This window comes from Streptomyces sp. NPDC014676 (assembly GCF_043084105.1).
Taxonomy (GTDB): domain Bacteria; phylum Actinomycetota; class Actinomycetes; order Streptomycetales; family Streptomycetaceae; genus Streptomyces.
This window is the reverse complement of the sequence record NZ_JBIBZI010000005.1, coordinates 189,985-212,719: the sequence shown is the minus strand read 5'-3', so window position 1 is coordinate 212,719 and position 22,735 is coordinate 189,985. Positions and strand designations below refer to the sequence as shown.

Sequence of the window (22,735 nt, the reverse complement as noted above, 5' to 3'; positions counted from 1 at the left end):
CGCTGGTCGGTGCGGTACGACACCCGAGCCCTGCGGGTGTGCGCGGCGCTCGCCCTCCTGACCGCCGGCACCGCGGTGCTCGCCCTCGGCACCGGGAGCTACGCGCTGTCCCCGGCCGAGGTGGTGCGCACGCTCACCGGAGAGGGGCCGCCGGGCGCCGACTTCGTGGTGCTCGGTCTGCGCCTGCCGCGAGCCCTGGTGGCCGCGCTGACCGGCTTCGGGATGGGCACGGCGGGCGCGGTGTTCCAGTCGCTGACCCGCAACCCGCTCGGCAGCCCGGACGTCATCGGCTTCGGCAACGGCGCCTCGGCCGGGGCACTCGTCGCGATCATCGTCCTCGACACGGGAGCCGCGCAGACCGCGGCCGCCGCCGTGTACCTGCTGGCCTGGCGGCGCGGCGTGCACGGCTACCGGCTGGTCCTCGTCGGCATCGGCGCGTCCGCCGTGCTCGGCGCGGCCACCAGCTTCCTGTACGTCCGCGCGGACATCGGCAAGGCCGCCCAGGCGGCGAGCTGGATGATCGGCTCCCTCAACGCCCGCGACTGGACCGACGTACGCGTCGCGGCGCTCGGACCGCTGGTCCTGCTCCCGGTCGTCCTGGTCCGCGCGCGGCGGCTGACGATGCTGGAGATGGGCGACGACACCGCGGCCGCGCTCGGGGTGCCGCCCGAGCGCAGCCGCCTGGTCCTGCTCGCCGCCGGTACGGGACTCACGGCGCTGGCCGTCGCGGCGGCCGGCCCGATCCCGTTCGTGGCGATGGCGGCCCCGCAGCTGGCACGCCGCGTGACCCGGGCCGTGGGGCCGAACGTCCTGCCCGCCGGATGGACGGGGGCGCTCCTGGTGACCGCCGCCGACCTGGTCACCCAGTGGCTGACCGGCTCGGCACTGCTGCCGGTCGGCGTGCTCACCGGTGTGGCCGGCGGCGTCTACCTGGCGTGGCTGCTGCGCGGTGAGCGCCGCGGCGCCCGGTTGTGAAACGCCTGCGGGACCACGGCTCGCCGGCCCGGTTTGCCGTACTACGAGTAACAAGATCAAAGTTGATGTAAGCGCCTCAGGCAACCGGTCGAGGCGGCCCCCATCCCCTTGCGGCGCCCGTGATCCGTGGTGCCCGGACGACCTTCAGGAAGCCGAATGCAGCCGTCGTGCGACCGCCTCGAGCAGGCCCGTCAGGACTACGAACAGCACCTTCGGAGCTGCCGTCAATGCGGCGCGGACGGCACGCAGTGCCCCGTGGCCAAGCATCTGAGACGGCTGTACAACAACGTGGCCAGAGCCGGCCGGTGACCACTTCCTCGCGTTTCACATACGGGATAGAATCCCGTATGTGAAACGCGAGGAAACCGGTGACACCATCCCGGACCCCGTCGACGTCCGGCTCGGCGGGCGCCTGGCCGAGCTGCGCGGCGAGCGCGGCTGGTCGCTCGGAGAGCTGGCGGAGCGCAGTGGGATCAGCCGGTCCACCCTCTCCAGGGCCGAGCGCGCGGAGACCAGCCCCACCGCCTCCCTGCTCAACCGGCTGTGCGCCGTCTACGGGCGGACCATGTCCCAACTGCTCAGCGAGATCGAGGCGGAGCCCGCGCCGCTGGTGAGGGCCGCCGACCAGCCGGTGTGGGAGGACAGGGCCTCCGGTTTCGTCCGCCGGTCCGTGTCCCCGCCGCACGGCGGGCTGCGCGGCGAACTCGTCGAGGGCCGGCTCGACGCCGGTGCGGACATCGCCTACGACAGGCCGCCCGTACCCGGCCTGGAACAGCACATCTGGGTCCTGGAAGGGGCCCTCGCCGTGACGGACCGGGACGTCGGGCACCGTCTCGGCGACGGCGACTGCCTCAGGCTCCGCGTCTGGGGCCCCACCCGGTTCCACTGCCCCGGCCCCGGGGCCGTGCGCTACGTGCTGGCGGTGGTGCGGCCGTGAACATCGTCCCGCTGGACGCGGCCCGCCTGACCGGCCTCATCCCGTCATTGGCCGAACTGCTGGCCGACGCGGTGGACGGCGGCGCCTCCGTCGGCTTCCTGGCACCGCTCGGCCGTGCGGAGGCGGCCGGCTGGTGGAAGGGGCGGTCCGCGGCCGTCGCCGCGGGCCGGCTCGTGGTGTGGGTGGCGTACGAGGAACCCGGAAGGGTGCTGGGCACCGTGAGCCTCGCCCTCCCCGACAAGCCCAACAGCGCCCACCGCGCGGAACTGGTGAAGCTGATGGTGCACCGCGCGGCCCGCGGCCGGGGCCTCGGACGGCGGCTGCTGACCGTCGCGGAGGAGGCGGCCGTCGCGCGGGGCATCACCCTGCTGCACCTGGACACCGAGACCGGCAGCCCCGCCGAGCACCTCTACCGCTCCTCCGGCTGGACCCCCGTCGGCGCCATCCCCGACTACGCGGCGGACCCCGCCGGGGTGCTGCGGCCGACGACGGTCTACTACAAGCGTCCGGGGGCGGACCCCGCGGCGCCCGCCCCCGGGTGAGTGTCAGTGCCGGCCGCTACGGTGCCTGCCATGCCGGATGCAGAAGACGTACGACGGACCGCCCTGTCCCTGCCGGACACCACGGAGAAGGTCGCCTGGAACATGCCCACGTTCCGGGTCGCGGGGAAGATGTTCGCCACCCTGCCCGAGGACGAGACCTCCATCGCCGTGCGCTGCCCCAAGGAGGAGCGCGACGAACTGGCCCTCGCCGAGCCGGAGAAGTTCTGGATCGCCGGCCACGAGGCGCAGTTCGCCTGGGTCAGGGTCCGCCTCGCCGCCCTGGAGGACGAGGACGAGCTGCGCGACATCCTCGCCGACTCCTGGCGCCAGGCGGCCCCGCCCCGGCTCCTCGAGGCGCACCCCCGGCTGGGCCTGCCGCCCGGGGAGGCGCACTCCGGGAAGAGCCCGCGGCCGTAAACGGATGCGCGATCACCGCCTGGAGTGCGGTATGGTTTCCGTGCGCGTTCGGCCGGGGGAATCCCCAGGTCAGACGGGTAACGGGACGTGGCGCAGCTTGGTAGCGCACTTGACTGGGGGTCAAGGGGTCGCAGGTTCAAATCCTGTCGTCCCGACTTGCCGAACAGCAGGTCGGAGGCCGTATCGGGGAGACCCGGTACGGCCTTTTCGTCATTTCTCCGCACGACGGCCGGGCCGGGTCCCGACGGTCGCGCCCGGACCGGACCGGCCCCCGCCTGTCGAGTGCCACGGGCGAGTCATCGGAGAATGTCCTTGATGTCGACCTATGTCCTGTTTAATGTTCGCCGGGTAGGCGCCGCCGCGGGCTCGGACACCCGCGCTGCGATCCCGGAAGCGAGGTGTGGAGCGCGTGCACGCGAGGCGCGGACGTACCGGAAGGCCGCGACGGACGCGGACGCTGGTCGCGCTGACCCTGCTGGCCTCGGCGCTCGCCGCCTGCGGCGGCGGTGAGGACGCCTCCCGGCCCACCCTCGACTGGTACAACTTCCCCGACGACTCCGGCGCCCTGCAGCAGGCCGCCGACCGCTGCAGCCGGGCCTCCGGCGGCCGTTACCGCATCAGCTACCACAAACTGCCCCGCGCCGCCGACGGCCAGCGCCAGCAACTGGTGCGCAGGCTCGCCGCCGAGGACGACTCCCTCGACATCCTGGGCCTCGACGTCACCTGGGCCGCCGAGTTCGCCGAGGCCCGCTGGATCCGCGAGTGGACCGGCGAGGCGAAACGCCGGGCCACCGAGGGCACGCTCCGCGTCCCCCTGCAGACGGCCACCTGGAAGGGCAAGCTGTACGCCGTCCCGTACAACACCAACATCCAGCTCCTGTGGTACCGCGCGGACCTGGTGCCCACCCCGCCGAAGACCTGGTCCGAGATGCTGACCATGTCCCGCGAGCTCGCCCGGCGGGGCGAACCGCACTACGTGGAGATCCAGGGCGCCCAGTACGAGGGCCTCACCGTCTGGTTCAACTCCCTCGTCAACAGCGCGGGCGGCTCCGTCCTCGACCCGAGCGCCACCGGGCCCTCCCTCGGCCCGCCCGCCGTACGGGCCGCCTCGATCATGCGCGACCTCGCGGACTCCCCGGCCGCCGACCCCTCCCTGCCCAACCAGATGGAGGACCAGAACCGCCTGGCCATGGAGTCCGGCGTCGCGGCCTTCGAGCTCAACTACCCGTTCGTCTATCCGTCGATGAGAAGCAACAACCCGCGGTTGTTCAAGGACTTCCGCTGGGCGCCCTACCCCCGCGTCGACGCCGGCCGCCCGTCCCGGCCCACCGTCGGCGGCATCGACCTCGCCGTCAGCGCCTACTCCCGCCACCCCGGCCTGGCCTTCGAGGCGGCCCTGTGCCTGCGTAACCGGGAGAACCAGCTCACCGCCGCGCTCGAGGGCGGACTCCCGCCCACCCTGCGCGCCCTGTACGACGAGCCGGCGTTCATGAAGCAGTACCCCTTCTCCAAGGAGGTCCTGACCTCCCTGGAGTCGGCGAGCGTACGGCCGCTCACCCCCGCCTACCAGAACGTGTCGATCGCCGTCTCCCACACCCTGTCCCCGCCGTCGGAGATCAACCCCGAGAGCGCGGTCGACACCATCGGGGAACAGATCGACCAGGCCCTGCGATCCGAGGGCGTGATCCCGTGAGCACCATGGCACAGCCGGCGAAGGGCAGGAAGGCGCTCTCCGCGGGTGCCAGACAGGAGCGCCGGCTGGGCTGGCTGCTGTGCGCGCCGGCCGTCCTCGTCATGACCGCCGTCACCGCCTACCCCATCGGCTACGCGGTCTACCTGTCCCTCCAGCGCTACGACCTGCGCTTCCCGGCACGGGCCGAGTTCGTGGGCCTGAGCAACTACGGCGCGGTGCTGTCCTCCCCGTTCTGGTGGGACGCCTTCTGGGTCACGGTGTTCCTCACCGCCGTGTCCGTGGCCGTCGAACTCGTCCTCGGCATGGGCCTCGCCCTGGTGATGCACCGCACGCTCTTCGCGCGCGGCACGGTGCGCACCGCCGTCCTCGTCCCGTACGGCATCGTCACCGTCGTCGCCGCCTTCTCCTGGCAGTACGCCTGGACCCCCGAACTCGGCTACCTCGCCGAGCTGCTGCCCAGCGGCGACGCCCCGCTCACCGAACAGTGGCCCGCGCTGTGGCTGATCGTCCTCGCCGAGGTGTGGAAGACCACCCCCTTCATGGCGCTGCTCCTGCTGGCCGGCCTCGCCCTCGTCCCCGAGGAGACCCTCAAGGCGGCCATGGTCGACGGCGCCACCCCCTGGCAGCGGTTCACCAAGGTCATGCTGCCGCTGATGAAACCCGCCATCCTGGTCGCCCTGCTCTTCCGTACCCTCGACGCCTTCCGGATCTTCGACAACATCTACGTCCTCACCTCGGGCGCCCAGGGCACCGGCTCCCTGTCGATCCTCGGCTACGACAACCTGTTCACCGCGCTGAACCTGGGCATCGGGTCGGCTATCTCGGTCCTGATCTTCCTCTGCGTCGGGATCATCGCCTTCACCTTCGTCAAGCTGTTCGGCGCCGCCGCACCGGGCGCGGAGGTGAAGCGCTGATGGCCGCCGCGGGCAAGTCCCACGCCACCCGCTGGGGCATCGTCAACGTCGTGGTGGTGCTGTACGCCCTGTTCCCGGTGTGGTGGATCGCCGCGCTGTCGTTCAAGGACCCCGGCACCCTCACCGACGGCAACTACATCCCCCGGGACTGGACCTGGGAGAACTACCGGGGCATCTTCGCGACCTCCGAGTTCACCCGGGCGCTGGTCAACTCGATCGGCATCGCCCTGATCGCCACCGTGATCGCGGTGATCCTCGGCACCATGGCCGCCTACGCGGTGGCCCGGCTGCGGTTTCCCGGCAAGCAGGTCCTCATCGGCATGTCGCTGCTCATCGCCATGTTCCCGCCGATCTCCCTGGTCTCCCCCCTGTTCAACATCGAGCGGATCATCGGGATCTTCGACACCTGGCCCGGGCTGATCATCCCGTACATGACCTTCTCGCTGCCGCTGGCGATCTACACCCTGTCGGCGTTCTTCCGGGAGATCCCCTGGGACCTGGAGAAGGCCGCCAAGGTGGACGGGGCCACGCCCGCGCAGGCCTTCCGGCTGGTCATCGTGCCGCTCGCCGCGCCCGGCGTGTTCACCACCGCCATCCTCGTGTTCATCTTCTGCTGGAACGACTTCCTGTTCGCGATCTCGCTGACCTCCACCGAGTCCGCGCGCACGGTCCCCGCCGCGATCGCGTTCTTCACGGGCAGCTCGCAGTTCCAGCAGCCCACCGGGTCGATCGCCGCCGCAGCCGTGGTGATCACCATCCCGATCATCATCTTCGTCCTGCTCTTCCAGCGGCGGATCGTCGCCGGACTGACCTCCGGGGCGGTCAAGGGATGAGCGTGAAGGCAAGGAGGCGCCGCCCATGGCCGAGATCGTCCTAGAGGGAGTCACCAAGCGCTATCCCGACGGATCGCTCGCCGTGCGGGAGGTGGACCTCGACATCGCCGACGGCGAGTTCGTGATCCTGGTCGGCCCGTCCGGCTGCGGCAAGTCGACCACCCTGAACATGATCGCCGGGCTCGAGGACATCACCGAGGGCACCCTGCGCATCGGCGGCCGGGTCGTCAACGACCTCGCCCCCAAGGAGCGCGACGTCGCCATGGTGTTCCAGAGCTACGCCCTGTACCCGCACATGAGCGTGCGGGAGAACATGGGGTTCCCGCTGCGGCTGGCCAAGGTGGACAAGGCCGTCATCGACAGCAAGGTCGAGGAGGCCGCCCGGGTGCTCGACCTGGGCGAGTTCCTGGACCGCAGACCCGCCAACCTCTCGGGCGGCCAGCGCCAGCGGGTGGCGATGGGACGGGCGATCGTCCGCGACCCCAAGGCCTTCCTGATGGACGAGCCGCTGTCCAACCTGGACGCCAAGCTGCGCGTGCAGATGCGCACCCAGATCTCCCGGCTGCAGCGCCGTCTGGGCACCACCACCGTGTACGTCACCCACGACCAGACCGAGGCGATGACGCTCGGCGACCGGGTCGTGGTGATGCGGCAGGGCCTCGTTCAGCAGGTCGGCACCCCGGCCGAGCTCTACGACATGCCGCGCAACCTGTTCGTCGCCGGCTTCATCGGCTCCCCGGCGATGAACTTCGTCAACGCCTCCCTGACCGCCGGCGGCCTGCGCACCCCGCTCGGCGACCTGCCGCTCGACGACCGCGCGCGCCGGGCGCTGGAACAGCGGCAGGCGCCCCGCGAGGTCATCCTGGGGCTGCGCCCCGAGGCCTTCGAGGACGCGAGCCTGGCCCGTGAGACGGGCGGCCCCGTCGTCACCGCCACCGTGGACGTACTGGAGTCCCTCGGCTCCGACGCGTACGTCTACTTCAGCGCCGAGGGCGGCCCGGTGACCACCGCCGAACTGGAGGAACTCGCCACGGACTCGGGCCTGCGCGACGCGGGCGCCGGGGCGGCCCAGCAGATCGTGGCCCGGCTGAACGCCGCCACCCGCGCCCGCGAGGGCGCACCCGTCGAGCTCCGGGTGGACATGGCCAAGGCCCATGTCTTCGACCCGTCGAACGGGACCAACCTGACCCACCCGGAGAGCTGACGCACTCCGCTTCAGATGACGCAGCCCGCGTGCGCCAGCGCCTGCTTCAGCAGCACCCCGTGACCGCCCGGCATCTCGCTCTGCACCGCCTGCGACACGGCCTCCTGCGGGCTGAACCACACCAGGTCGAGGGCGTCCTGCCGGGGCCGGCAGTCACCCGTCACCGGCACGATGTACGCCAGCGACACCGCGTGCTGACGAGGGTCGTGGAAGGGGGTGATGCCCTGCGTGGGGAAGTACTCCGCGACCGTGAACGGCTGCAACGACGCCGGGACGCGGGGCAGCGCCACCGGGCCGAGGTCCTTCTCCAGATGGCGCAGCAGGGCGTCCCGGACCCGTTCGTGGTGCAGCACCCGGCCGGAGACCAGAGTCCGGCTGACCGTTCCGTCGGGCCCGATGCGCAGCAGCAGACCGACGCTGGTGACTTCACCGCTGTCGTCGACGCGCACGGGCACGGCCTCGACGTACAGGATCGGCATCTGGGCGCGTGCCATCTCCAGATCGTCGGAGGACAGCCAGCCCGGCGTGGTTTCGGTCATGTCAGACATTGCTTGATCATACTTTCAGCGGTCAGGGCTTCACGGCCACCGCGCCGTACTGCGGCACCGCGACGGCGGAGTCGGAGGCGGCGTGCCACTGCGAGCAGGACACCAGACCGGGCTCCACCAGTTCAAGACCCTCGAAGAACGCGGCGATGTCCGCGGCGCTCCGGGCGGTGATCGGGGGAGTGGCGTTCGCGTTCCAGAACTCCATGGCGGGGACCTGCAGTTCGCCGCCGACCTCGGGGTCGTACGTGGGGTGGGTGAGGACCAGGAAGCTGCCGGAGGGCACCGCCGCCATGATCCGGCGGGTGATCTCCCGGGCCTTGTCGGTGTCGAGCACGAAGTTGAGGATCCCCAGCATCATCACCGCGACGGGCCGCGTGACGTCCAGGGTGCCGGCGGCGCGTTCCAGTATGGCGTCCGGGTCGTGCACGTCGGCGTCGATGTAGTCGGTGGCGCCCTCACGCGTGCCGGTCAGCAGGGTGCGGGCGTGGACGAGCACGATCGGGTCGTTGTCGACGTAGACGATCCGTGAGTCCGGCGCGATCCGCTGCGCGATCTCGTGGGTGTTGTCCGCCGTCGGCAGACCGGTGCCGATGTCGAGGAACTGCCGCACACCGCGCTCGCGGGTCAGATACGTCACCGCCCGGCCCAGGAAGTCCCGGTCCGCGCGGGCGATGTCCCGGATCACCGGGTTGATCGAGGCGACATGGTCGCCGACCCGCTGGTCGACTTCGTAGTTGTCCTTGCCGCCGATCCAGTAGTTCCACACGCGCGCGTTGTGCGCCACACCGGTGTTCAGCCTCGCCGAGCCGCTCGGCGGGGTGTGGCTCTCACTCACGGTCTCTCCCTCTTCCTCGCCCACGCGGCCGTGATCGGGCCGCCGCGGCCATTGTGCCGCGTGGTGATCACGTTGTCCCGCGAATGGGGGGAGGGGAAAAGCCCTGTTGACGTGAGGTCACGTGTCCTCGGCCCGGCTGAGTGTGTCCTCGGCCACGTGCTCGTCGATCGCCGCGCGGACCAACGCCGCCGCCAGGACGGCCGGTTCGGTGTGTCCCGCGAGGGCGAGGAGACGGTCCGGTTCCTGCGGCAGCCCCAAGCGCCGTGCGCCGTCAAGGGCCTTGGCGTCCAGCAGCGGTGCCGCCTCCGGCCAGACGCGCTGGACCTCGCGCAGGAAGATGTCGGCGCCCGCCGGGCCTATACCGGGGAACTTCCGCAGCAGGCGGCGCAGTTCGCCGATGTCGCCGTCCGCCTCCGCGCGGAGCCCGCGCAGGTCGCCACCCCAGCGTTCGGTCAGCAGCCCGGCCCCGTCGCCCAGTTGGGTCGCGGTGCGCTCGTCGTAGCGCCGGTAGCCGCCTCGGCCGAGCGCGTCCACCCGTTCCCGCCGGCCGGCCCGAGCCATGCGGCCGGGATCGCGCAGCCCCGCCTCGTGCAGGGCACGGGCGGAGGCCACGGCGATCGACCCCTTGATACGGGCGCTGAGCAGATGGGCCAGCACCAGCAGCCGGTACAGCGGCTGCGGGGTGTCCTTCAGACCGATGCCGGCCTCCTCCGCGTAGGTCCGGCCGTGCGCGTCGACGAGGGCACGGACCACCCGCTCGTCCCGGCCGGCCACAGCGGTTACGGCTTGAGCGGGTCGTGGCCGAGCGTCATCAGACGGTGCCGGCGGGACGTGTCCTCGGCCACGGGCTCGTTCTCCGGGTCCGTCTGCGCCGTGACGGTGTCCACGACCTCCTCCATCACCCGCAGATCGTCCTCGGTGAGGTCGGTGCGGCGTTTCTGCAGGATGGCGAGGACGTGCTGTCCCGTCTCGCTGCCCGCCCGGTCCGGCAGCGGCTCGGTCGTCTCGCCGGCGTCACTCACCCGCAGCCAGGCCGCCAGTTCCGCCGAGGTCATGTTCACCACGCGGTGGAAGTCGTCCCACAGCGCGTCCATCTCGAGGGCGTCGCTCATGATGTGCCCCTTACGTACGTGTGCTCCGGCGCCGTGACGGTCAGGACTCGCCGGGGAAGTTCTCCGCCTCGAACATCCAGCGCTGCTTCTCCAGGTCCGCGGTGATCGAGATCAGCAGGTCCTGGGTGACCAGGTCCGCCTTCTCGGTGGCGTCGATGCGCTCGCGCAGGCGGGTGACGGCCGTGCCGAGCGCCTCCGTCATCACCTCCACGGCCTGGGAGTCGCGCAGCCAGCCCTCGTTCGGGGCCGGCAGCGAGAAGACCTTGGCGATGGTCTCCGGGCGGCCGTCCGGCGGCACACCGAGCGCCGCCGCCCGTTCCGCCACCGTGTCGGCGTGGGTGCGCGCGGCGGAGACCACCTCGTCGAGCTGGAGGTGGATGGAACGGAACCGTGGACCCACGACGTTCCAGTGCGCCTGCTTCCCGATCAGCGACAGCCCCAGCAGGTCCACCAGGGTGTCCTGGAGGGCCTCGCAGGAAACCCGGCGGGCCTCGTCGGGCAGGGTGCTCCTCACAACGGTCATGGGGTGCTGTTCCTCCTTCTCGAATCGTCCGTGGTCGGACGGAGCGGTGCCTCGCGCCCCTTCTCGCCGGCGGCGAGGTCCCGCGACGCCGGCCCCGTCGGTCCGACGGGGAAGGACGGCTCCGGGTCCCCTCCCGTACAGGCCGCGCTCCGCAACCACTCCGTGAACGCGCGGGTGCCCCCGGCCCCCGGGCGCAAACCCGGCCCATGGCCGACGGGGGAGCTTCCCAGAGAGCCGCCCGGCGGTCTATAGTCAAAAACTAGCGGTGCTAATTAAGGATGGTCACCGGCACCGCGGCACAGCCGTCGGCATCGGTCAGGAGTCCCCTCGTGCGTCCCGTCCACTTCGCGGCCGCCCGCCGCACCCCCATCGGCAAACTGCGCGGAGCCCTCTCCGCCGTACGGCCCGACGACCTCGCCGCCGCCGTGATCCGCGGCCTGGTCGCCGACGTGCCCGCGCTGGACCCGGCCCGTATCGACGAGGTCTACTGGGGCGCCGCCAACCAGGCGGGCGAGGACAACCGCAACGTCGCCCGCATGGCCGCGCTGCTCGCCGGGCTCCCCGAGTCCGTGCCGGGCGCCACGGTCAACCGGCTGTGCGCCTCCGGCCTCGAGGCCGTCACCACCGCCGCCCGTACCATCGCGGCCGGCGAGGCCGACATCGTCGTCGCCGGCGGCTCCGAGTCGATGAGCCGCGCCCCGTTCGTCCTGCCCCGCCCCGACGAGGCCCTCCCGCACCGCATGGAGACCGCCGACACCCGCCTCGGCTGGCGGCTGGTCAACCCCGCGATGAAGGACCTCCACGGGATGCTGGCCATGGGCGAGACCGCCGAGGAGGTCGCCGCCCGGTACGGCATCCCGCGCGAACGGCAGGACGAGTTCGCCCTGCGCAGCCACCAGCGCGCCGCCGAAGCCCGCGGACACGGTCACTTCGACGACGAACTCCTGCCCGTGACCCGCCCGGACGGCGTGGTCGTCGATGCCGACGAATGCGTCCGCGAGGACACCTCCCTCGAGAAGCTGGGCCGGCTGAAGCCGGTGTTCCGCGCCGGCGGTTCCGTCACCGCGGGCAACGCCTCCCCGATGAACGACGGCGCCGCCGGCCTGATCCTGGTCAGCGAGGAGGCCCTGAACGAGCTGGGCCTGGAGTCGCTCGGCCGCTACGTCGCCGGCGCCTCCGCCGGCGTCCACCCGGACGTCATGGGCATCGGCCCCGTCCCCGCCACCCGCAAGGTGCTCGCCCGCGCCGGCTGGACCGTCGGCGACCTCCAGGGGGCCGAGTTCAACGAGGCGTTCGCGGCCCAGGCCCTGGCCTGTGTCGACCAGCTCGGCATCGACCCCGAGCGGGTCAACCCCAGCGGCGGCGCCATCGCGCTGGGCCACCCGCTGGGCTGCTCCGGCGCCCGCATCCTCACCACCCTGCTGCACCGCATGCGCCGCACCGGCGCCGGACGCGGACTGGCGACCATGTGCGTGGGCGTGGGACAGGGCAGCGCGGTGCTGGTCGAGAGGCACTGACCGGCACCCCTGGAGCCATCGGGTGAGACGGTCCTTACGGGCATCGCATGCTTGCACATAGCATCTGTCCTCGTAATGAACATGATGACGCCCTGGCACCTCGACGGCTGGGAATTCGCCGCGCTCGCCTTCGCGGCCCTGCTCGTCGGCTTCTCCAAGACCGCCGTCAGCGGGGCCAACACGGTCAGCCTCGCCGTCTTCGCCGCCGTGCTGCCCGCCAAGGCATCCACCGGTGTCCTGCTGCCCATCCTGATCGCCGGGGACGTGCTCGCCGTCCTCACCTACCGCCGGCACGCCCACTGGCCCACGCTGTGGCGGCTGTTCCCGGCGGTCGCGGCGGGCGTCGTCGTGGGCACCCTGTTCCTGGTGTGGGCGGACGACGGGATCGTCCGGATCTCCATCGGGGCGATCCTGCTGCTGATGGCCGCAGTGACGGTGTGGCGGCGGCGGACGGCCGGCGCGGAGGAGGAGCCCGACGGGGTCACCACCCGGGCCGGCCGCGCCAAGGCCCGCTCCTACGGCGTCCTCGGCGGCTTCACCACCATGGTCGCCAACGCCGGCGGCCCGGTGATGTCGATGTACCTGCTCTCCGCGGGCTTCCGGAAACTCGGCTTCCTGGGCACCTCGGCGTTCTTCTTCCTGATCGTCAACACCTCCAAGCTGCCCTTCAGCGCCGGTCTCGGCCTGATCGACGCCGACTCGCTCCTCCTCGACGCGGCGCTCGTGCTGTTCGTGGTGCCCGGCGCGTTCCTCGGCACGTGGGCGGTGAACAGGATCAACCAGCGGCTCTTCGAACGGCTGGTGATCGCGGCGACGGTGGTGGGCGGCGTCCAGCTACTGGTGTCCTGAGCGGGGACCGGCCGGCTGCCGCGGTTCGCGGGGTGCCTCGTGGAAGTGGTGGAGCCGGCTCGGCGCGGCGGTACGGCCCACCGTCGCCGCCAGCTTGCGCAGCCGCCGCCAGTCCATGCGCGGCGGGGCCTGCGCGGCGCCGGGCCGCCTGCGCGGGACCCGGACGCGCAGTGCGCCGGGTGCGATGCGGCAGTGGACGGGGGCGGGCAGGATCATGGCCTCCCCGTCGACCCCGGCCTCGATCTCCGCACGGTCCGCCTCGATGACGACCTCGGTGGCGGTGACGATGGTGAGCCCGCTCGGCTCGGGGTTCAGCAGCAGGGCGGCGGCACTGATGGCGCCCTCCAGCTTCACCCCGAGGACGCCGAGCGCGGCGGAGTCGAGCCGTTCCCGCCGCCCGAGGCCGAAGGGGTCGCCGGTGCGGTACGGATTGTTGCTGACCAGCACGGCCTGCGGCGCGATGAGCGTCGTGTCCCCCGCGCGGGCGACCAGCCGGGGCCCCTGCCGACCGGTGAGCAGACCGGGCAGCATCTCCAGGCTGGTGCCTATCTTGTCGTCGCGGTAGGCGGGGCTCTGCACGATCGCCGCGTACGCGCCGAAGGAGGCGTTGTTCACGAACGGCTGCTCACCCGCGAAACCCAGGTCGACACGGAGCTCGACACCGTCCGTGAGCGCGTCGAGACAGGCGGCCGGGTCACCGCGGTCGAGCCCGAGGTCCAGGGCGAAGTGATTGCGCGTCCCGGCGCTGATCACCAGGAACGGGATGTCGTGCTCCGCGGCCACGGCCGCCACCAGCGCCTGCGTGCCGTCGCCGCCGGCGGCGCCCAGCAGATCCGCGCCGTCCGCGACGGCGGCCCGGGCCAGCGCGGTGACGTCGTGCTGCTTGCCGGGTTCGAGCAGCACCACCCGGGCGCCCAGGCGCTCCGCCTTCTCCCGCAGCCGGAACCGGCCCACCTTGCCGCCGCCCGACCGGGGATTCATGATCAGCACCGGCCGCCGGGGCGGCGGCAGCCGCCGCTCCCGCACCTGGGCCTGCCCGCCGCCCGCGCCGCGCAGCGCGAACCGCCCGCTCCACACCGCCAGCCCCCACAGGGCCAGGGACACCGGCAGCGACCAGAACAGGGTCACGGCGAACAGGGCGATCAGACCGGCCGGCACGCACACGGCGATCAGCGCGGACACCCACCGCAGCGGGCCCCGCAGGGTCAGCGTCCACCACACGGCGGCCGCGCTGAGCCCCACTCCCGCGATCCCGCACACCAGCAGCAGCAGGCCGCGCAGCCCGCCGTAGACGAGGGGGGCCGCCACCGCGAGCGCGGCGGCGGCCAGCGCCCCCCGCGCCGCCCATCGCTGGGCGTGATAGCCACGCCTGCTCCACTCCACGGTCATGCTTCCTCCCGTCACCCGGCGTCATCGTAGGACGTGTGCGTACGTACGTGCGGCCGGATGCCGATCTTCGTCCGGCGGGCCGGTGCCGGTCGTGGCATCCGGGCCTCGTACCCTCGGCGCCATGTCCTCCCACGTCCTGGTCCTCGGTGGCACCACCGAGGCACGCGCCCTGGCCGGCGAGCTGTCCGTCCGTCCCGGAACCAGGGTGACGACGTCCCTCGCCGGACGCGTACGGCGGCCGGGCGCGGTCGCCGGTGAGGTGCGGGTCGGCGGCTTCGGCGGCGCGGAGGGACTGACGGACTGGCTGCGCGAACAGCGCGTGGACGCGGTCGTCGACGCCACGCACCCCTTCGCGGAAGCCATCACGGTGAACGCGGCGCGGGCCGCGGCCGTGGCCGGGGTCCCGCTGGTCGTCCTGCGCCGGCCGGGCTGGCAGCCGGGCCCCGGCGACCGCTGGTACCCGGTCCGCTCACTGACGGCGGCGGCCGGCCTGCTTCCCGGCCTCGGACACCGGGTGTTCCTCACCACCGGCCGCCTCGGCCTCGCGGCCTTCGCCCACCTGACGGACCTGAGCTTCGTCGTCCGGTCGGTCGAGCCCCCCGAGCCGCCCATGCCCCCGCACACACACGTCCTGCTGGCCCGGGGCCCCTTCGCCGTGGCCGGCGAGACGGCCCTCCTGCGCGACCACCGCGTCGACGTCCTGGTGACGAAGGACAGCGGCGGCGCGGCGACCGCCGCCAAGCTCACCGCGGCCCGCGACCTCGGCCTCCCGGTGGTCGTCGTTCGACGCCCGCCGCTGCCGGACGGCGTCACGGCGGTCGAGGACGTACCGGCGGTCCTGCGCCGGCTGGACGCCCTCGCCCGGCCTTGAGCCGGACGGCTCGCCCTCACGCCCGGCCGCGCAGCCCATGCCCGGCCGCGCGGGACGCGGCCGAGCGTCACCTTCACCGAGGCCCGCAGCCCGGGCTTCCGGGCCGTCGCCGTGCGCCGCCCGCCTCCGCCGTGCGGCGTGACCGCCGTCGACGGCGTCCCGGGGCCCCGCGCCGACTGGCCGCTCCCGGCGGCCCGGCACTCCGCCCGGGTGTGCCCCGGCGGATCGGCGGCCGGGGCACACCCGACCGGACGCTCAGCCCTCGGCCGGTCTGCGGCGCAGCAGATACGTGTCCATGATCCAGCCCTTGCGCTCGCGGGCCTCCGCGCGGAGCCGCTCGATACGGGGAGCCGCCTCGGCCAGCGGCCCGGAGACGAGGATCTCGTCCGGCGTGCCGATGTAGGCGCCCCAGTAGATGTCGACGTCCTGGTCGGCGTACGCGCGGAAGCTCTGGTGGGCGTCCAGCATCACCACCACGTCGTCCACGCCCTCCGGGAACCCCTCGGCGAGCCGCCGCCCCGTGGTGATCTGCACCGGGCGGGCGACCCGGTTGAGCCCGGTCCGGTGCCGGGCGACGAGCGCCGACACACTGCTGATGCCCGGCACGACGTCGTAGTCGAAGGCGACGCCGCCGCGCTCCAGGACCTCCTCGAGGACGCCGATCGTGCTGTCGTACAGCGCCGGATCCCCCCACACCAGGAACGCCCCGGTCTGGTCCTCGCCCAGTTCCTCGGAGATCATCCGCTCGTAGATGTCCGCGCGGGCGCTGCGCCAGTCCCCGACGGCGGGGGAGTAGGCCGATCCGCCGGCCGCCCGGTCCCGCTCCGGGTCACGTGCCTCGACGACGCGGTAGCCACCCTCCGGTATGTGCGTGTCGAGCATGTCCCGGCGCAGCCGGGTCAGGTCCGCCTTCGCCTCGCCCTTGTCCAGGATGAAGAACACGTCCGTGCTCCGCAGCGCCCTGACCGCCTGCAGGGTCAGCTGGTCGGGGTCGCCCGCGCCGATACCGATGACATGAATCTCTCGCACGCCCCGAGTCTGCCGCACGGCACCGACGGCCCGTGCACCGCACCCGGCCCCTCCGTCAGGAGACCCCCCGCAGCCGGGGCGCCCGCGCCCCCGCGTCCACCGGGACGCCCGCCTCCACCTCGGCCGCCAGCTCCCGGGCCCAGACGATCACACCGGGAAGATCGATCCCGTGCGGCCGGCGTCCGGCCCCCGCCTCCGCGGCCCATGCCTCCGTCGCACCGGCCCCGCGCCGCAGCAGCCGCGCCCCGCCGGTGACGTTCCCGCGCGCGGCGTGGGTGAGCCCCACGGCGAGCTGGGCCAGCCCCCGCCACAGCTCGCGTTCCTCCTCGGGACCGGACTTCCAGGCGTCCTCGAACACCTCGTGCGCGTGGAACGGCTTCCCCTCGTCCAGCAGCCGCTGCGCCTCCGCGACGCTCTCCTCCGGCCGCCGCACCACCCCCTCGGGCTGCCGGGGCACCCCCGGCGCGCCGTACGGCAGGGGCCGCCCGAGCCCGTCCCGCGGCCGGGCGTTGCGCGCCCGCCCCTCGCTGTCCCGGTCCCGCGCGGCGGCCGTCCGGCCCGACGACGTGTTCTCCGTGCTGCCCATACGCCGATTGTCCCGCGCCCGGCCCGATTCGGGGTGTCCCGGGGGTGTGGGGTAAAGTGCTGTTCGCGCGATCACGCGGTTCACCGCACGTGAGCGCACCGGGACGTGGCGCAGCTTGGTAGCGCACTTGACTGGGGGTCAAGGGGTCGCAGGTTCAAATCCTGTCGTCCCGACTTGCGACACAGCGGGTCGACGAGGCCGTATCGGAAACTTCCGATACGGCCTTCGCGTCGTTCCCCCGAAGTCCCCTCAACGCAGTGTGATGCGCGCGGTCACCGGCAGATGGTCGCTGCCGGTGGCGGGCAGGGGGCGGATGTGGTCGACGGTCGCCGAGCGGGCCATGACCTGGTCGATCCGTGCCACCGGGAGGGCGGCGGGGAAGCTGAAGGCGAAGCCCCGCCGCGCCACGTTCATCCGTGAGGTGAGCGGGGCCAGCCCGCGGTCGTCGACCGTGCCGTTGAGGTCGCCCAGCAGGATCACCGTTTCCAGCGGCTCGGCGGCGACGGCCTCGCCCAGCAGGCCGGCGCTCTCGTCGCGCCGGGAGGACGCGAGGCCGCCCGCCCCCACCCGGACCGAGGGCAGGTGCGCGACGTACGCCGCGATCTCGCCGTGCGGTGTGTGGACCACGGTCCGCAGTCCGCGGCTCCAGGGTTCCGTGACGCCCCGCGGCTTGATGTCCAGGAGCCGGGCGTCGGTGAGCGGATGCCTCGACCACAGTCCGACGGTGCCCCGGACCGCGTGGTACGGGTAGTCCGGGGCGAGTCTCCTCTCGTAGACCGCGAGCGCCGGGGCCACCAGTTCCTGCAGCGCGATGAGATCGGGCCCGGCGGCGGCCAGGGCGCGGGCCGTGCCCGCCGGGTCGGTGTTCTCGTCGCTGACGTTGTGCTGCACCACGATCAGGTCGTGCGGGCCGGACTCCTCGACCGGCAGGAGGAGTCCGCCGAAGAGGTGGGTCCAGGCCGCCGCCGGCAGGAGCAGCGCCATCAGGGCGGCGGCCGAACGGCGCAGCAGGGCCAGGCCGGACAGCACGACGATCACCAGGCCCAGCCACGGCAGGAACGTCTCCAGCAGACTGCCCACGCGCAGCACGGAGTTGGGCACCACCCGGTGGAACACCAGCAGCCCGGCCGTCAGCACCGCGAGAACGGCGGGCACCCGCCCCCGCGTCCGCACCCGTCGGCGCCACACCCCTCCGGTCACTGCTGTCTGCTCCACCTGGTTTCCCGTCCGCTCGACTCGTCGTCCAGGACGAACCGCGGAGCGGATCAGTTTCCGCTTCGCCTCGATGCGCCGCGAAGACGCTTGACTTGGAGCGCTCTTCAAGCGGAAGACTCCCGGTCCGTGCCCCGACGACGGGGTACGGAAACGGGAGGGACCAGCCATGAAGTACCGCACCATCGGCACCGGTCCGCACAGCCGCGAGGTGAGCGTGCTCGCGCTCGGGGCGATGCTGTTCGGATCGGTGACCGACGAGAAGACCTCTTTCGCCCTGCTCGACCGCTATGTCGAGGCCGGCGGGAACTTCGTCGACACGTCCGACAACTACGCCTTCTGGACCGACGGCGGCCAGGGCGGACAGAGCGAGGAACTGCTCGGCCGCTGGCGCCGCAGCCGGGGGGCCGGCGACGAGATCGTCTTTGCGACCAAGCTCGGCGCCCGCCCCCTCGCCCCCGGCACGAGCTACACCGACAACGCCGAGGGCCTGTCCGCGAAGGTGATCCGGGAGTCGTCGGAACGCAGCCGCGAACGGCTCGGGCTGGAGCGGCTGGACCTGCTGTACGCGCACATCGACGACCACACCGTCCCCCAGCGCGAGACCGTCGAGGGCTTCGGGGCCCTGGTCGCCGAGGGCACGGTGGGGCTGCTCGGCGTGAGCAACCAGGCCATCTGGCGGGTGGAGCGGGCCCGCGCCCTCGCGGCGGCGGCCGGCCTGCCCGGCTACGAGGTCCTGCAGTACCAGCACAGCTATCTGCGGCCCCGCGCCGACGTCCCCGACGCCCTCTTCCCCGACGGCAGCCTCGGCCACGCGGGCGCGGAACTGGCCGGCTATCTGCGGGCCGAGCCCGCCCTGACCCTGGTCGCCTACTCGCCGCTGCTCAAGGGCGCCTACGCCCGGCCCGAACGCCTGCCCGGAGACTACGACCACCCGGGCACCCCCGCCCGCCTCGCGGTACTGCACGAGGTCGCCCGGGAGACCGGGGCGACGCCGGGCCAGGTGGTGCTGGCCTGGCAGATCGGCCACGAGCTGCCGGTCCTGCCGCTGGCCGGGGTGTCGTCGGTGGCCCAACTGGAGGAGAACCTGGCGGCGGTGGACCTGGAACTGTCGGCGGAGCAGCGGGCCCGGCTGGACGCGGCGCACTGAACCGCCTCACGGTCTGACCAGCAGCTGGAAGTCGAACGAGTACCGGGACGCACGGTAGACGTGGGTCCCGTACTCCACCGGCCGCCCGGTGTCGTCGTAGGCCGTGCGCTGCATGGTGAGCAGGGCGGCGCCCTCCTTCTCGTCCAGGCCGGCGGCCTCCTGAGCGGTGGCCGCGCGGGCGCCGACGGTCTGGCGGGCGCTGTGCAGGGTGATGCCGGCCGAACGCATCATCCGGTACAGGCCGGTCGCCTCGAGGCGGGCGCTGTCGAGGCCGAGCAGGCCCGACGGGAGGTAGTTGCACAGCAGGGCGACCGGCTGTGCATGGGTGCGGCGCAGGCGTTCCAGCAGGACGACCTCGGCGCCCTCGGCCAGCCCCAGGGCGGCCGCCACGTCCGTCGGCGCCCGCACGGTCTCGTTGCGGATCACCCGCGTGGTCGGGCCCTGCCCGGCCTTCTCCAGGTCGTCGTAGAGACTGCTCAGTTCCAGGGGGCGCCTGACCTGACTGTGCACCACCTGCGTGCCCACCCCGCGCCGCCGGACCAGGAGCCCCTTGTCGACGAGGGACTGGATGGCCTGGCGGACGGTGGGCCGGGACAGGCCGAGCCGCACGGACAGGTCGACCTCGTTGCCCAGCAGGTTGCCGGGGGCGAGGACGCCCTGCTCGATCGCCGCCTCCAACTGCTGCGCGAGCTGGTGGTACAGCGGCACCGGACTGCCCCGGTCCAGGGCGAAGTCCAGGGTGCTCAGCGCGGGTCCGGTCGCGGCACGTGCGGGGTCGCCGGTCTTCGCCATGGACGTACCTTCCTGTAGCAGCGCGGGCGGGTTCAGAGGTGCCGGCGGCGGCCGGCGGCCTCGGCGTCGTACCGTGCGCGGGCCCGGACGGCGGCCTCGCGGGCGGACACCTCGGCCACCGGCACGTCCCACCAGGCCTCGGCCGGGGGAGCGGTGGGAGCGGGGTCGGTCTCCACGTACACGCACGTCGGGCGGGAGGAGGCACGCGCCTCGGCCAGCGCGTCGCGCAGCTCCCGCACGGTCTTGGCGCGCAGTACGTCCATCCCGAGGCTGGCCGCGTTCGCCGCGAGGTCCACGGGCAGCGGGGCGCCGGTGAAGGTGCCGTCGGCGGCCCGGTGACGGTAGGCGGTGCCGAAGCGCTCGGCGCCCACCGATTCCGACAGGCCGCCGATGGAGGCGTACCCGTGGTTCTGGATCAGGACCAGCTTGACCGGGAGGTCCTCCTGGACGGCGGTGACGATCTCCGTCGGGTTCATCAGATAGGTGCCGTCGCCGACCAGCGCCCACACCGGGGTGCCGGGCGCGGCCTGCTGGACACCGAGGGCGGCCGGGATCTCGTAGCCCATGCAGGAGTAGCCGTACTCCAGGTGGTACTGGCGGGGGCTGCGCGCGCGCCACAGCTTGTGCAGGTCGCCGGGGAGCGAACCGGCCGCGTTGATCACCACGTCCTCGTCGCCGACGACCGCGTCGAGCGCGCCGAGCACCTGCGTCTGCGTCGGTACGGCCGTGTCGTCGTCCGCGCGGTAGGCGGTCTCGACGACCCGCTCCCAGCGCTCCTTGCCGGCCCGGTACTCCTCCTCGTACGACGGTTCCACGCGGTGGCCGGCGAGCGCCCCGGTGAGCTGCTCCAGACCGGTGCGCGCGTCGCCGACCAGGGTGCGCGCCGCCAGCTTGTGGGCGTCGAAGCCGGTGATGTTGAGGTTGAGGAAGCGGACGTCCGGGTTCTGGAAGAGGGTGCCGGAGGCGGTGGTGAAGTCGGTGTAGCGGGTGCCGACGCCGATCACCAGGTCGGCGGTGCGGGCGAGCGCGTCGCTCACCGCCGTGCCGGTGTGGCCGATGCCGCCGAGGTCGGCGGGGTGGTCGTGGCGCAGGGAGCCCTTGCCGGCCTGGGTGGAGGCGACCGGGATGCCGGTGGCGTCCACCAGCGCCTTCAGCGCCTCCTCGGCCTCGCTGTGGTGGATCCCGCCGCCCGCGACGATCAGCGGGCGCCGCGCGGCCCGTACGGCCTGCGCGGCCGCCGCCAGCTCCGCCGGGTCCGGGGCGGGACGTCGTACGGACCAGACGCGGTCGGCGAAGAACTCCTCCGGCCAGTCGTACGCCTCCGCCTGCACGTCCTGGGGGAGGGCCAGCGTCACCGCGCCGGTCTCGGCCGGGTCGGCGAGCACCCGCACGGCGCCCAGCGCGGAGGGGATCAGGGCCTCGGGGCGGGTGACGCGGTCGAAGTAGCGCGACACCGGGCGGAGCGTGTCGTTGACCGACACATCGGCCTCGACCGGGTGCTCCAGCTGCTGGAGCAGCGGATCGGCGACGCGCGAGGCGAAGTAGTCACCGGGGAGCAGGAGCACCGGCAGCCGGTTGACGGTGGCGAGGGCGGCGCCGGTGACGAGGTTGGTCGCGCCGGGGCCGATGGACGTCGTCACCGCCTGCGCCGAGAGCCGGTTGAGCTGGCGGGCGTGGCCGACGGCGGCGTGCACCATCGCCTGCTCGTTGCGGCCCTGGTGGTACGGCATCACGGCGGCGTACTCCACCAGTGCCTGCCCGATGCCCGCCACGTTGCCGTGGCCGAAGATGCCCCAGGTGCCCGCGATCAGCCGGCGGCGCACGCCGTCGCGTTCGGTGTACTGCGCGGACAGGAACCGCACCAGGGCCTGGGCGGTCGTCAGTCGGCGGGTGGCGGCGCTCATACGGACCTCTCCGGTGCGGTGTAGAGGGGGAGTCGGGGGTCGACGGCCTGGTCCGGCCAGGTGTCGCGGATCCAGGCGTGGTCGGGGTGGTCGCAGATCAGCCAGGCGCGTTCCGGGTCGGGCCCCGCCATGACGTTGAGGTAGTACATGTGGTGGCCGGGCACGGCCATGGACGGGCCGTGCCAGCCGTCCGGGACGAGGACGACGTCACCGTCGCGCACTTCCGCCAGTACGTCCGTCTCGCGGCCCGGACCGGACGGGGAGACCCGCTGGTAGCCGAGACCGGGGGTGCCGTCGTGGCCGGCGAACTCGAAGTAGTAGATCTCCTCCAGCACGGACTCCTCACCGGGCCGGTGCTCGTCGTGCTTGTGCGGCGGGAAGGACGACCAGTTGCCGCCGGGCGTGAGCACCTCGACCGCGATCAGCTTGTCGCACTCGAACGTGCCCGCCGCGCCGAAGTTGTTGACCTGCCGTGAGCAGTTCCCGCTGCCGCGCAGCTCGACGGGGACGCCGGAGGCCGGTCCGTAGCGGGCGGGCAGCCGGCGGGTGCAGCGGGCGCCGGTGAGCGCGAACCGCCCGCCGTCCGCCGAGGTGACCGTCGCGCGGGTGTCGCGCGGGACGTACGCGAAGTCGGTGACGCCGTCGAACACACCGGTGCGGCCGGTGAGTTCGAAGGATTCGTGGCCGAAGTCGTCGTCGGCGGTGACCGTGCAGCCGCCGCTCAGCGGCAGCACGATCCACTCGCTGTCACCGGTGTCGAAGGTGTGCGCGCCGCCGGGCGGCAGCTCCAGGACACGCAGGCTGGAGTGGCCCCAGCCGGCGTTCTCCGGGTTCACGTCGACGGCGTAGGGCCCGGCGAGGGCCCTGCCCGCGGGAAGGTGATGTGTCATGGCGTGCCTCCGG

The 22,735-nt window shown here is 72.9% G+C and carries 24 protein-coding genes and 2 tRNA genes; 14 read left to right on the top strand and 12 right to left on the bottom strand.

Annotation, left to right across the window (positions count from 1 at the left end; genetic code table 11):
- Nucleotides 1-9 precede the first annotated feature (9 nt).
- From ACF1DX_RS16460 to ACF1DX_RS16420, 9 genes are all read left to right on the top strand, one after another.
- Complete coding sequence (locus ACF1DX_RS16460) at nucleotides 10-975, top strand: FecCD family ABC transporter permease (RefSeq protein WP_391791858.1); 966 nt, start codon at nucleotides 10-12, stop codon at nucleotides 973-975.
- Nucleotides 976-1,324: 349 nt separating this feature from the next.
- On the top strand, nucleotides 1,325-1,912 hold the full coding sequence (locus tag ACF1DX_RS16455; protein WP_391791857.1) for a helix-turn-helix domain-containing protein: 588 nt from the start codon (nucleotides 1,325-1,327) through the stop codon (nucleotides 1,910-1,912).
- Nucleotides 1,909-2,454 (top strand): GNAT family N-acetyltransferase, encoded by a 546-nt coding sequence (locus ACF1DX_RS16450; RefSeq protein ID WP_391791856.1) that lies wholly within the window; start codon nucleotides 1,909-1,911, stop codon nucleotides 2,452-2,454. Before ACF1DX_RS16455 ends, ACF1DX_RS16450 begins: the two co-directional genes overlap by 4 nt.
- 30 nt (nucleotides 2,455-2,484) lie before the next feature.
- The gene (locus ACF1DX_RS16445) at nucleotides 2,485-2,871 is read left to right on the top strand and encodes an MmcQ/YjbR family DNA-binding protein (protein ID WP_030868398.1); all 387 of its coding nucleotides are present in this window, start codon (nucleotides 2,485-2,487) and stop codon (nucleotides 2,869-2,871) included.
- Between the two features lie 81 nt (nucleotides 2,872-2,952).
- Nucleotides 2,953-3,026 (top strand) — tRNA-Pro (locus tag ACF1DX_RS16440).
- Nucleotides 3,027-3,280: 254 nt separating this feature from the next.
- Nucleotides 3,281-4,564 (top strand): ABC transporter substrate-binding protein, encoded by a 1,284-nt coding sequence (locus tag ACF1DX_RS16435; protein ID WP_391791855.1) that lies wholly within the window; start codon nucleotides 3,281-3,283, stop codon nucleotides 4,562-4,564.
- A gap of 5 nt (nucleotides 4,565-4,569) precedes the next feature.
- Nucleotides 4,570-5,478 carry a carbohydrate ABC transporter permease gene (locus ACF1DX_RS16430; RefSeq protein WP_391791854.1) on the top strand — a complete coding sequence of 303 codons (909 nt, stop codon included), beginning with the start codon at nucleotides 4,570-4,572 and terminating at the stop codon, nucleotides 5,476-5,478.
- Complete coding sequence (locus ACF1DX_RS16425) at nucleotides 5,478-6,311, top strand: carbohydrate ABC transporter permease (protein WP_391791853.1); 834 nt, start codon at nucleotides 5,478-5,480, stop codon at nucleotides 6,309-6,311. Before ACF1DX_RS16430 ends, ACF1DX_RS16425 begins: the two co-directional genes overlap by 1 nt.
- 25 nt (nucleotides 6,312-6,336) lie before the next feature.
- The gene (locus ACF1DX_RS16420) at nucleotides 6,337-7,515 is read left to right on the top strand and encodes an ABC transporter ATP-binding protein (protein WP_391791852.1); all 1,179 of its coding nucleotides are present in this window, start codon (nucleotides 6,337-6,339) and stop codon (nucleotides 7,513-7,515) included.
- An 11-nt stretch (nucleotides 7,516-7,526) separates the two neighbouring features.
- Here the strand turns inward: ACF1DX_RS16420 and ACF1DX_RS16415 are convergent, their stop codons facing one another.
- The 5 genes from ACF1DX_RS16415 to ACF1DX_RS16395 form a co-directional block, all read right to left on the bottom strand.
- On the bottom strand, nucleotides 7,527-8,054 hold the full coding sequence (locus tag ACF1DX_RS16415) for an NUDIX hydrolase family protein (protein ID WP_030868386.1): 528 nt from the start codon (nucleotides 8,052-8,054) through the stop codon (nucleotides 7,527-7,529).
- Nucleotides 8,055-8,085: 31 nt separating this feature from the next.
- On the bottom strand, nucleotides 8,086-8,898 hold the full coding sequence (locus ACF1DX_RS16410; protein WP_391791851.1) for an SAM-dependent methyltransferase: 813 nt from the start codon (nucleotides 8,896-8,898) through the stop codon (nucleotides 8,086-8,088).
- 117 nt (nucleotides 8,899-9,015) lie between these two features.
- A complete protein-coding gene (locus tag ACF1DX_RS16405) occupies nucleotides 9,016-9,672 on the bottom strand; it encodes an endonuclease (protein WP_391791850.1) in 657 nt (218 codons plus the stop codon).
- 5 nt (nucleotides 9,673-9,677) lie between these two features.
- Nucleotides 9,678-10,010, bottom strand: coding sequence for a DUF3140 domain-containing protein (locus tag ACF1DX_RS16400; RefSeq protein WP_391791849.1), 333 nt, complete (start codon nucleotides 10,008-10,010; stop codon nucleotides 9,678-9,680).
- A gap of 40 nt (nucleotides 10,011-10,050) precedes the next feature.
- Nucleotides 10,051-10,533, bottom strand: a complete 483-nt coding sequence (locus tag ACF1DX_RS16395; protein ID WP_391791848.1) for a Dps family protein — start codon at nucleotides 10,531-10,533, stop codon at nucleotides 10,051-10,053.
- A gap of 329 nt (nucleotides 10,534-10,862) precedes the next feature.
- Here ACF1DX_RS16395 and ACF1DX_RS16390 point away from each other — a divergent pair, with 329 nt between their 5' ends.
- Nucleotides 10,863-12,050 carry a thiolase family protein gene (locus ACF1DX_RS16390; protein WP_391791847.1) on the top strand — a complete coding sequence of 396 codons (1,188 nt, stop codon included), beginning with the start codon at nucleotides 10,863-10,865 and terminating at the stop codon, nucleotides 12,048-12,050.
- A gap of 75 nt (nucleotides 12,051-12,125) precedes the next feature.
- Nucleotides 12,126-12,899: a sulfite exporter TauE/SafE family protein gene (locus ACF1DX_RS16385; RefSeq protein ID WP_391791846.1), complete on the top strand. Its 774-nt coding sequence runs from the start codon at nucleotides 12,126-12,128 to the stop codon at nucleotides 12,897-12,899.
- On the opposite strand, the gene ACF1DX_RS16380 is transcribed toward ACF1DX_RS16385, so the two are convergent.
- On the bottom strand, nucleotides 12,885-14,288 hold the full coding sequence (locus ACF1DX_RS16380; protein ID WP_391791845.1) for a diacylglycerol/lipid kinase family protein: 1,404 nt from the start codon (nucleotides 14,286-14,288) through the stop codon (nucleotides 12,885-12,887). The genes ACF1DX_RS16385 and ACF1DX_RS16380 overlap by 15 nt on opposite strands.
- A 121-nt stretch (nucleotides 14,289-14,409) precedes the next feature.
- Here ACF1DX_RS16380 and ACF1DX_RS16375 point away from each other — a divergent pair, with 121 nt between their 5' ends.
- Nucleotides 14,410-15,159 (top strand): cobalt-precorrin-6A reductase, encoded by a 750-nt coding sequence (locus tag ACF1DX_RS16375; RefSeq protein ID WP_391791844.1) that lies wholly within the window; start codon nucleotides 14,410-14,412, stop codon nucleotides 15,157-15,159.
- Between the two features lie 255 nt (nucleotides 15,160-15,414).
- Here the strand turns inward: ACF1DX_RS16375 and cobF are convergent, their stop codons facing one another.
- Both cobF and ACF1DX_RS16365 read right to left on the bottom strand, forming a co-directional pair.
- Entirely contained in the window at nucleotides 15,415-16,188 is a 774-nt protein-coding gene (gene cobF, locus ACF1DX_RS16370) for a precorrin-6A synthase (deacetylating) (protein WP_391791843.1), read from the bottom strand.
- 55 nt (nucleotides 16,189-16,243) lie between these two features.
- Nucleotides 16,244-16,774: a DUF309 domain-containing protein gene (locus ACF1DX_RS16365; protein WP_391791842.1), complete on the bottom strand. Its 531-nt coding sequence runs from the start codon at nucleotides 16,772-16,774 to the stop codon at nucleotides 16,244-16,246.
- A gap of 99 nt (nucleotides 16,775-16,873) precedes the next feature.
- On the opposite strand from ACF1DX_RS16365, the gene ACF1DX_RS16360 reads away from it, so the two are divergent.
- A tRNA-Pro gene (locus ACF1DX_RS16360) sits at nucleotides 16,874-16,947 on the top strand.
- Between the two features lie 76 nt (nucleotides 16,948-17,023).
- Here the strand turns inward: ACF1DX_RS16360 and ACF1DX_RS16355 are convergent.
- Nucleotides 17,024-17,989, bottom strand: a complete 966-nt coding sequence (locus tag ACF1DX_RS16355) for an endonuclease/exonuclease/phosphatase family protein (RefSeq protein ID WP_391791841.1) — start codon at nucleotides 17,987-17,989, stop codon at nucleotides 17,024-17,026.
- A 166-nt stretch (nucleotides 17,990-18,155) separates the two neighbouring features.
- On the opposite strand from ACF1DX_RS16355, the gene ACF1DX_RS16350 reads away from it, so the two are divergent.
- Nucleotides 18,156-19,136 carry an aldo/keto reductase gene (locus tag ACF1DX_RS16350; RefSeq protein ID WP_391791840.1) on the top strand — a complete coding sequence of 327 codons (981 nt, stop codon included), beginning with the start codon at nucleotides 18,156-18,158 and terminating at the stop codon, nucleotides 19,134-19,136.
- 6 nt (nucleotides 19,137-19,142) lie between these two features.
- On the opposite strand, the gene ACF1DX_RS16345 is transcribed toward ACF1DX_RS16350, so the two are convergent.
- Genes ACF1DX_RS16345 through iolB form a run of 3 tightly spaced genes read right to left on the bottom strand, consistent with a single transcriptional unit; the run spans nucleotide 19,143 to nucleotide 22,722 of the window.
- Nucleotides 19,143-19,928 carry a GntR family transcriptional regulator gene (locus ACF1DX_RS16345; RefSeq protein WP_391791839.1) on the bottom strand — a complete coding sequence of 262 codons (786 nt, stop codon included), beginning with the start codon at nucleotides 19,926-19,928 and terminating at the stop codon, nucleotides 19,143-19,145.
- Nucleotides 19,929-19,960: 32 nt separating this feature from the next.
- Entirely contained in the window at nucleotides 19,961-21,832 is a 1,872-nt protein-coding gene (iolD, locus tag ACF1DX_RS16340) for a 3D-(3,5/4)-trihydroxycyclohexane-1,2-dione acylhydrolase (decyclizing) (protein ID WP_391791838.1), read from the bottom strand.
- The gene (gene iolB / locus ACF1DX_RS16335) at nucleotides 21,829-22,722 is read right to left on the bottom strand and encodes a 5-deoxy-glucuronate isomerase (protein ID WP_391791837.1); all 894 of its coding nucleotides are present in this window, start codon (nucleotides 22,720-22,722) and stop codon (nucleotides 21,829-21,831) included. Before iolB ends, iolD begins: the two co-directional genes overlap by 4 nt.
- Nucleotides 22,723-22,735: the final 13 nt, after the last annotated feature.

Coding starts and splice junctions, on each gene's coding strand:
- ACF1DX_RS16345 (WP_391791839.1), bottom strand. CDS start 19,928: ATGGCGAAGACCGGCGACCCCGCACGTGCCGCGACCGGACCCGCGCTG.
- ACF1DX_RS16380 (WP_391791845.1), bottom strand. CDS start 14,288: ATGACCGTGGAGTGGAGCAGGCGTGGCTATCACGCCCAGCGATGGGCG.
- ACF1DX_RS16425 (WP_391791853.1), top strand. CDS start 5,478: ATGGCCGCCGCGGGCAAGTCCCACGCCACCCGCTGGGGCATCGTCAAC.
- ACF1DX_RS16445 (WP_030868398.1), top strand. CDS start 2,485: ATGCCGGATGCAGAAGACGTACGACGGACCGCCCTGTCCCTGCCGGAC.
- ACF1DX_RS16365 (WP_391791842.1), bottom strand. CDS start 16,774: ATGGGCAGCACGGAGAACACGTCGTCGGGCCGGACGGCCGCCGCGCGG.
- iolD (WP_391791838.1), bottom strand. CDS start 21,832: ATGAGCGCCGCCACCCGCCGACTGACGACCGCCCAGGCCCTGGTGCGG.
- ACF1DX_RS16375 (WP_391791844.1), top strand. CDS start 14,410: ATGTCCTCCCACGTCCTGGTCCTCGGTGGCACCACCGAGGCACGCGCC.
- ACF1DX_RS16385 (WP_391791846.1), top strand. CDS start 12,126: ATGAACATGATGACGCCCTGGCACCTCGACGGCTGGGAATTCGCCGCG.
- ACF1DX_RS16415 (WP_030868386.1), bottom strand. CDS start 8,054: ATGACCGAAACCACGCCGGGCTGGCTGTCCTCCGACGATCTGGAGATG.
- ACF1DX_RS16395 (WP_391791848.1), bottom strand. CDS start 10,533: ATGACCGTTGTGAGGAGCACCCTGCCCGACGAGGCCCGCCGGGTTTCC.
- ACF1DX_RS16350 (WP_391791840.1), top strand. CDS start 18,156: ATGAAGTACCGCACCATCGGCACCGGTCCGCACAGCCGCGAGGTGAGC.
- iolB (WP_391791837.1), bottom strand. CDS start 22,722: ATGACACATCACCTTCCCGCGGGCAGGGCCCTCGCCGGGCCCTACGCC.
- ACF1DX_RS16430 (WP_391791854.1), top strand. CDS start 4,570: ATGGCACAGCCGGCGAAGGGCAGGAAGGCGCTCTCCGCGGGTGCCAGA.
- ACF1DX_RS16420 (WP_391791852.1), top strand. CDS start 6,337: ATGGCCGAGATCGTCCTAGAGGGAGTCACCAAGCGCTATCCCGACGGA.
- ACF1DX_RS16400 (WP_391791849.1), bottom strand. CDS start 10,010: ATGAGCGACGCCCTCGAGATGGACGCGCTGTGGGACGACTTCCACCGC.